At 73.0% G+C, this 7,658-nt stretch carries 7 protein-coding genes; 4 read left to right on the top strand and 3 right to left on the bottom strand.

Features of this window, described 5'->3' with window-relative positions:
• Positions 1-43: 43 nt before the first annotated feature.
• The 3 genes from ACFWEP_RS28350 to ACFWEP_RS28340 are packed head-to-tail and all read right to left on the bottom strand — an operon-like array spanning position 44 to position 2,096.
• Positions 44-973: an aminoglycoside phosphotransferase family protein gene (locus tag ACFWEP_RS28350; protein ID WP_387374155.1), complete on the bottom strand. Its 930-nt coding sequence runs from the start codon at positions 971-973 to the stop codon at positions 44-46.
• 41 nt (positions 974-1,014) lie between these two features.
• Positions 1,015-1,497, bottom strand: coding sequence for a DUF4439 domain-containing protein (locus ACFWEP_RS28345; RefSeq protein ID WP_387374153.1), 483 nt, complete (start codon positions 1,495-1,497; stop codon positions 1,015-1,017).
• Complete coding sequence (locus ACFWEP_RS28340; protein ID WP_387374151.1) at positions 1,494-2,096, bottom strand: hypothetical protein; 603 nt, start codon at positions 2,094-2,096, stop codon at positions 1,494-1,496. Before ACFWEP_RS28340 ends, ACFWEP_RS28345 begins: the two co-directional genes overlap by 4 nt.
• 176 nt (positions 2,097-2,272) lie before the next feature.
• On the opposite strand from ACFWEP_RS28340, the gene rimP reads away from it, so the two are divergent.
• The 4 genes from rimP (at position 2,273) to infB (ending at position 7,608) form a co-directional block, all read left to right on the top strand.
• Positions 2,273-2,779, top strand: coding sequence for a ribosome maturation factor RimP (rimP, locus tag ACFWEP_RS28335; RefSeq protein WP_387374149.1), 507 nt, complete (start codon positions 2,273-2,275; stop codon positions 2,777-2,779).
• A 2-nt stretch (positions 2,780-2,781) separates the two neighbouring features.
• A complete protein-coding gene (gene nusA / locus ACFWEP_RS28330) occupies positions 2,782-3,822 on the top strand; it encodes a transcription termination factor NusA (RefSeq protein WP_266709799.1) in 1,041 nt (346 codons plus the stop codon).
• A 211-nt stretch (positions 3,823-4,033) separates the two neighbouring features.
• Positions 4,034-4,321: a YlxR family protein gene (locus ACFWEP_RS28325; protein WP_328719104.1), complete on the top strand. Its 288-nt coding sequence runs from the start codon at positions 4,034-4,036 to the stop codon at positions 4,319-4,321.
• A gap of 146 nt (positions 4,322-4,467) precedes the next feature.
• Entirely contained in the window at positions 4,468-7,608 is a 3,141-nt protein-coding gene (infB, locus tag ACFWEP_RS28320) for a translation initiation factor IF-2 (protein ID WP_387374147.1), read from the top strand.
• The last annotated feature ends 50 nt before the right edge of the window (positions 7,609-7,658 follow it).

Below are 7,658 nucleotides of genomic sequence, written 5' to 3'. Positions count from 1 at the left end.
CACCCGTTGCGCGGGGGGTTCCTCCGTACCCGGGAAGCGGCGGTCAGAGCCAGCCGGCGAACTCCAGCGACATCTCGCCGGTCTGCTGCCGTCCCTCGGCCAGCGCCCGGGTGCCCGACTCCACCGCCCGGAACAGCGTCCAGCCGTGCAGCCGCTCCTGGCCCACCTCCAGCGAGTCCGCCAGCTTGCGCACCCGGCGGCGCGCCGTCGCGGGCCCGCCCGGTGAGGCGATCAGGTCCTCCACCCGGTCGCGCACCAGGCGCGCCAGGTCGTAGGCGCGCTCGCCCACCAGCGGCTCGGGCCCGACCGTCAGCCAGGGCGCCCGCTCGCCCGACAGCACCTTGCTCTGCCGGAAGTTGCCGTGCAGCAGCAGCTCCTCGACGGGGGCCGCGACGAGCTCCTCGCGGACCGCCAACGCCGCCTCCACCAGGGGCGCCAGCTCCGGGTCCCCGGCGGCGAACGCGCGCATCGCGCCGGTCCGCCGTCCGGTCCGCTCCGCGACCGTCTCGAACGCGTGCCCCTCGGGCGGTGCCACCCAGAGCCTGCGCACGGTGCCCGCCGCCTCCAGCAGCGCCTTGGCCTCCGGCAGCGAACGCAGCGACACCTCCGGATGCAGGCGTTCCAGCAGCATCCCGCCGCCGGGCCCCGCCCCGGGCGCGGCGTCGGGCGGCGACAGCAGGCGTACCGAGCCCCAGCCGTTCCAGTGGGCCAGTGCCGCACGCTCGGCGTCCGGCACAGCCCCGGGCGGGGCGATCTTCAGTGCCGCCGGGGTGCCGTCCGCCCGGCGTACCAGCAGGACCACGCTGGTACGCCCGCCGGGGGCGGCCACCCGGTCGACGGAGAGGTCCCGGCCGCCGGCGGACAGTTCCGCCTCCACCAGTGCGCCGAGCGAGCCCAGCCACGCGTCGGCCGCGGCCTTCCCGTACTGCTCGTCCAGCGCTCGCGCCAGACGCTGCGGCGGTTCGAAACCCATACCTGACCTGTACCTTTCCGAGGCCGGTCCAGTGACCCGTCTCAATGCGTCCCGGCGGCGCCCGCGGCCTCCAGGGGAGAGGGGGACCCGGTCCCCGCCCGCCCGGCCCGCTCCGCGAGCCCGGGGAAGGCCGTGCCGGAGCCCCGCCAGTGGGCCGCACGCACGGCGGCCTCCCGCAGGGCGAGCGCGGCGTCCCGCCGTGCCGTGCCCTCCGTGGCGCGTACGAGGTCGGCACAGGCACCCGCGACGCCGTCCTCCAGGACGGCCGCCAGCCGGAGCGCCGCCGCACCGTCACGCACCGCGAACGGCAGAGCGTACGCGGCGTCCGCCGCCACGGGTACACCGCCCAGGTCCCGCACCGCCCGGGCGAGGGCGTCACGGCGGGCCCGGTGCGCGTGGTACGCGCCCGTCGCCTCGGAGCGCCGGCTTCCGGAGGTGCGCGCCCCGACCACGCCGTAGCCGTACACGGCCGCGTGCTCGGCCGCCAGGGCGGCCTGTGCCGCCTTCAGTGCCTGGGCCGTCATGATGCCGGGGTCTCCTTGGCCAGCTCGGTCAGCAGATACGCGTGCACGCCGCAGGCGGCGGCGACCGACGCCAGCAACCGGGACAGCTCCGGTTCTGCCTCCAGCAGCGACGCGGTGTGCGCGTCGCCCGCCCGCCGGGCCTCGGCCGCCAGCTCCTTCAGCGCCGTCCGCGCGTCCCCCGCCGGGGTGGCGGACGGGGCGGGGGTGCTGCCGACCGCCTCGGTCGAGGGCGCGGCGGTCGCCGACGGCAGCGGCGCCGGGCTCGCCGGGTCCTTCGCCGACGGGCTCGGCGACGGTGCCGTGGTGCCTTCGGCGAGCGCCGCGGTGTGCTGGCGCAGGGCGGCCCGCAGCGGGGCGAGCCCGGCGTCGGTGGCGGGGTGGGCGGCGGCGACCTCGTCGTACCGCGCCAGCAGGGCCGCGCTGGTCCGCACGCCGGCCGTCCGCAGTCTCTGTTCCGGGGTCGTCCGGGCGGTCCGCGCGGTCCCGGTCCGCCCGGCCGCCGACCGCTCCTCGCCGTCGCAGCCCGCCAGCACCCCTCCTGCCGCGAGCGCTCCGGCGGCGGTGAGTGCCCCCCTGCGCGTCGTCCCCGTGCGCCGCACTTTTCTCCTTCGGGCTTGAACAAGTCCTGACAGGATCTGTCCTGAAGTGATCACCGCACGCGAGCGTACCCGCGCGAGGGCGGCCTGAGGACGGCAACACCCCCCGCGACCGGATACCCTTTGTCCTGACGCACGACGATCCCCACAACAGCAGACGCGGCCGAGGAGTCACCCGGATGAGCACCAACCAGAGCGAGAGGCTGCGGGGGCTGCTCGAACCGCTCGTCGCCTCGTCGCAGCTCGACCTCGAAGAGATCGAGTTGTCCCGGGCCGGCCGCCGCCGTGTGCTGCGGATCGTCGTCGATTCGGACGACGGCGTCGAACTCGACACCTGCGCGGAGCTGAGCCGCTCCCTCTCCGAGAAGCTCGACGAGACCGACGCGATGGGCGAGGACGAGTACGTCCTGGAAGTGAGCTCGCCGGGCGCCGACCGCCCGTTGACCGAGCACCGCCACTACGTCCGCGCCACCGGCCGGCTGGTCAAGTTCAAGCTGACCGCCGAGGCGGGCGCCGACGAGCTGATCGCGCGCATCCTGGAGGTCGACGACGAGGGCCTCGACCTGGAGGTTCCCGGTGTCAAGGGGCGCAAGCCCACCGCACGCAGGATCGCCTTCGCCGAGATCGACAAGGCGCGCGTGGAGATCGAATTCAACCGCAAGGACAAGAAGGAAGAGGAGGCGTAGCCGTGGACATCGATGTGAAGCTTCTGAAGGGCTTGGCGCAGGACAAGGGAATCCCGTTCGACGTGCTCGTCGGGGCGATCGAGTCGGCCCTCCTCATCGCGTACCACCGCACGGACGGCAGCTTCCGCCGGGCGCGCGTGGAGCTGGACCGCAACGGTCACGTCACCGTCTGGGCGACGGAGGACCCGGCCGACCTGGAAGAGGGCCAGGAGGCCAAGGAGTTCGACGACACCCCGTCCGGCTTCGGCCGCATCGCGGCGACCACCGCCAAGCAGGTCATCCTGCAGCGGCTGCGCGACGCCGAGGACGACCGGACCTTCGGCGAGTACGCGGGCCACGAGGGTGACGTCGTCACCGGCGTGGTCCAGCAGGGCAAGGACCCGCGCAACGTCCTCGTCGACATCGGCAAGCTCGAAGCCATCCTGCCGGTGCAGGAGCAGGTGCCGGGCGAGGAGTACACCCACGGTCTGCGGCTGCGCACCTACGTCGTCCGGGTGGCCAAGGGCGTCCGCGGCCCGTCCGTGACCCTGTCGCGCACCCACCCGAACCTGGTGAAGAAGCTCTTCGCGCTGGAGGTCCCGGAGATCGCCGACGGTTCCGTCGAGATCTGCGCCATCGCCCGTGAGGCGGGTCACCGCACCAAGATCGCGGTCCGCTCCACCCGGTCCGGGCTCAACCCCAAGGGCGCCTGCATCGGCCCGATGGGCGGCCGGGTCCGCAACGTCATGGCCGAGCTGCACGGCGAGAAGATCGACATCGTGGACTGGTCCGACGACCCGGCCGAGATGGTCGCCAACGCGCTGTCCCCCGCACGGGTGAGCAAGGTCGAGGTCGTTGACCTCGGCGCCCGCTCCGCCCGGGTGACCGTGCCCGACTACCAGCTCTCCCTGGCGATCGGCAAGGAGGGGCAGAACGCCCGTCTGGCCGCCCGCCTCACCGGCTGGCGCATCGACATCCGCCCGGACACCGAGACGGACGAGGAGCGCGACGTCGCCGACCGTGAGCGGGCCGAGCGGGCCCGGGAGCGTTCGGAGCGCGGCTGACCGCCGTACGGCCACCGGCTGCCGGAGCCGTACCTCCGCGGCCGGGCCACCGGAGCGGTGCCGCCCGTCGGGGTGAGCACCCCCGGTGGAACCGGGGCCCCCACGGGCCGCGAGGAATAGATCGACGCGGGAATCCGCTGGAGATCACGACAACATCCGTTCGATTTTTGCCCCAAAGGGGTGAGGTCGGCGCGGGGAGGTAGACTTAGCCGTGTCTGGCCGGACGCAAGCCCGCGCTTGTCCCGAACGCACCTGTGTGGGATGCCGGGAGCGAGCGGCCAAGAGCGAGTTGCTGCGCATCGTGGTGGACGAGGGCGCTTGTGCGCCTGATCCACGCGGTACGCTGCCCGGCCGGGGTGCCTATGTGCACCCGGCATCTGTCTGTCTCGACCTGGCGGTCCGCCGCCGGGCATTCCCCCGGGCCTTCAAGGCCAAGGGGCCGTTCGACACCTCCGCCTTGCAGCGGTTCGTCGAGCGGGTGGCACCGCAGGAAAAATGAACGTGAACGGCACGGGTCCCCGTGCGGTCAGGTACCTCGCGAGTTGGAAGTAGGTCGAGATTGCGATGAGCACTCGATGAGTACGCGATGAGTACGCCCATGAAGTAGCGACGGTCCGGCGGTAACCCGGACCTAAAAGGAGCGAAGTGGCTAAGGTCCGGGTATACGAACTCGCCAAGGAGTTCGGCGTCGAGAGCAAGGTCGTCATGGCCAAGCTCCAAGAACTCGGTGAATTCGTCCGTTCGGCGTCCTCGACGATCGAGGCGCCGGTTGTACGCAAGTTGACTGACGCACTGCAGGGACCCGGCGGCAACGCCGGCAAGTCCGCTGCCAAGCCGGGAGCGCCTCGCAAGGCCGCCCCCGCCAAGCCCGCGGCGCCCTCCCCGGCCGCCTCGGCACGTCCCGCCGCCCCCAAGCCCGGCGCACCGGCTCCCAAGCCGACCGCCGAGCCGGAGGCAGGCGCCCCCGCGGCTCCCGCCGCACCGTCGGCCGGTCCCCGTCCGGGCCCGCGTCCGGCTCCCCGGCCCGCCCCGGTGACCCCGGTCCCCGTCGCCGAGTTCTCGGCGCCGGCCCCGGCCCAGCCGGCCGCGCCCCAGCAGCCCCAGGCCCCGCGTCCCGCGGGTGCCACTCCGGGTCCGCGCCCCGCCCCCGCCCGTCCGGCCCCGGCCGGCGGTCAGCGTGACGGCGGTCAGCGCGACAACCGTGACGGCGGTCAGCGTGACAACCGCGGCGAGCGTGGCGGCGACCGCCCCGCACGTCCCGCGGGCCAGGGCGCCCCGCGTCCCGGCGGCGCACGTCCGGCCGGTCCCCGTCCGGGCAACAACCCGTTCACCTCCGGCGGTTCCACCGGCATGGCGCGCCCCCAGGCGCCCCGTCCCGGCGGTGCCCCGCGCCCCGGTGGTCAGGAGCGCCCCGGCGCCCCGCGCCCCCAGGGCAACGCCGGTGGCCCCGGCGGCGCTCCGCGTCCGCAGGGTGCCCAGGGCGGCGCTCGTCCGACCCCGGGCGGGATGCCCCGCCCGCAGGCTCCGCGTCCCGGCGCTCCGGCCGGTAACCGTCCGAACCCCGGCATGATGCCGCAGCGTCCCGCTGCGGGCCCGCGTCCCGGCGGTGGCCCCGGCGGTGGCCGTGGTCCCGGCGGCGGGGCGGGTCGTCCCGGCGGCGCCGGCGGTGCCGGTCGTCCCGGTGGCGGCGGCGGCTTCGCGGGTCGTCCCGGTGGCGGCGGCGGTGGCGGCTTCGCCGGCCGTCCGGCCGGTCCCGGCGGTGGCGGCGGCGGTGCCGGTCGTCCCGGCGGCGGTGGCGGCGGCTTCGGCGGTCGTCCCGGCTTCGGTGGACGTCCCGGCGGCCCCGGTGGCCGTGGTGGCACACAGGGTGCGTTCGGCCGTCCCGGCGGTCCGGCGCGTCGTGGTCGCAAGTCGAAGCGGCAGAGGCGCCAGGAGTACGAGGCCATGCAGGCCCCGTCGGTCGGCGGCGTCATGCTGCCTCGCGGCAACGGACAGGCCGTCCGTCTGTCGCGTGGTGCCTCGCTCACCGACTTCGCGGAGAAGATCGGCGCCAACCCGGCGTCGCTCGTCGGCGTGATGATGAACCTCGGCGAGATGGTCACCGCCACGCAGTCCGTCTCCGACGAGACGCTGAAGCTCCTCGCGGACGAGATGAACTTCGTCCTGGAGATCGTCAGCCCGGAGGAGGAGGACCGCGAGCTGCTCGAGTCCTTCGACATCGAGTTCGGCGAGGACGAGGGCGGCGAGGAAGCACTCATCGCCCGTCCGCCGGTCGTGACCGTCATGGGTCACGTCGACCACGGTAAGACCCGACTGCTGGACGCGATCCGCAAGACGAACGTCGTCGCGGGCGAGGCCGGCGGCATCACCCAGCACATCGGTGCCTACCAGGTCTCCGCCGAGGTCAACGGCGAGGACCGGAAGATCACCTTCATCGACACCCCGGGTCACGAGGCGTTCACCGCCATGCGTGCACGTGGTGCGAAGTCGACCGACATCGCGATCCTCGTGGTGGCGGCCAACGACGGTGTGATGCCCCAGACGATCGAGGCGCTGAACCACGCCAAGGCGGCCGACGTGCCGATCGTGGTCGCGGTCAACAAGATCGACGTCGAGGGTGCCGACCCGGTCAAGGTGCGCGGTCAGCTCACCGAGTTCGGTCTGGTGGCCGAGGAGTACGGCGGCGACACCATGTTCGTCGACATCTCCGCCAAGCAGGGTCTGAACATCGACTCCCTGCTGGAGGCCGTCGTCCTCACCGCCGACGCCTCGCTCGACCTGCGGGCCAACCCGGAGCAGGACGCGCAGGGCATCGCGATCGAGTCCCACCTCGACCGCGGCCGCGGTGCCGTCGCCACCGTCCTGGTGCAGCGAGGCACGCTGCGGGTCGGCGACACGATGGTCGTGGGCGACGCCTACGGCCGAGTCCGCGCCATGCTCGACGACAAGGGCGAGAACGTCGAGGAAGCGGGTCCGTCGACCCCCGTCCTCGTCCTCGGTCTCACCAACGTCCCGGGTGCCGGCGACAACTTCCTGGTCGTCGACGAGGACCGCACGGCCCGGCAGATCGCCGAGAAGCGTGCGGCCCGCGAGCGCAACGCCAACTTCGCCCGCAAGGGTGTCCGGTTCTCCCTGGAGAACCTCGACGAGGCGCTCAAGGCCGGTCTGGTCCAGGAACTCAACCTCATCATCAAGGGCGACGCGTCCGGTTCGGTGGAGGCTCTCGAGTCCTCGCTGCTCCAGCTCGACGTCGGCGACGAGGTCGACATCCGCATCCTGCACCGCGGTGTGGGTGCGGTCACCGAGTCGGACATCAACCTGGCGACCGGCTCCGACGCCATCGTGATCGGCTTCAACGTGCGTGCCGCAGGGCGCGCGCAGCAGATGGCCGAGCGCGAAGGCGTGGACGTCCGGTACTACTCGGTCATCTACCAGGCGATCGAAGAGATCGAAGCGGCCCTCAAGGGCATGCTCAAGCCGGAGTACGAAGAGGTCGAGCTCGGTACGGCGGAGATCCGCGAGGTCTTCCGCTCGTCCAAGCTCGGCAACATCGCCGGTGTCCTGGTCCGGTCGGGCGAGGTCAAGCGCAACACCAAGGCGCGCCTGCTCCGCGACGGCAAGGTCATCGCGGAGAGCCTCAACATCTCCGGTCTGCGCCGCTTCAAGGACGACGTCACCGAGATCCGCGAAGGCTTCGAGGGCGGTATCAACCTCGGAAACTTCAACGACATCAAGATCGACGACGTCATCGCGACGTACGAGATGCGCGAGAAGCCGCGAGGCTGACCCGTACCTCAACAGTCGGGGCCGATCGGCGGAAGGTAATTCCGTCGATC

The organism is Streptomyces sp. NPDC060198, assembly GCF_042728415.1.
Lineage (GTDB): Bacteria > Actinomycetota > Actinomycetes > Streptomycetales > Streptomycetaceae > Streptomyces.
This window is presented reverse-complemented; position numbering and strand designations above follow the sequence as displayed.

Bases quoted from the DNA above. Each gene is read 5' to 3' on its own strand.
- ACFWEP_RS28350 (WP_387374155.1), bottom strand. From the start codon at position 973: ATGGGTTTCGAACCGCCGCAGCGTCTGGCGCGAGCGCTGGACGAGCAG.
- ACFWEP_RS28345 (WP_387374153.1), bottom strand. From the start codon at position 1,497: ATGACGGCCCAGGCACTGAAGGCGGCACAGGCCGCCCTGGCGGCCGAG.
- rimP (WP_387374149.1), top strand. From the start codon at position 2,273: ATGAGCACCAACCAGAGCGAGAGGCTGCGGGGGCTGCTCGAACCGCTC.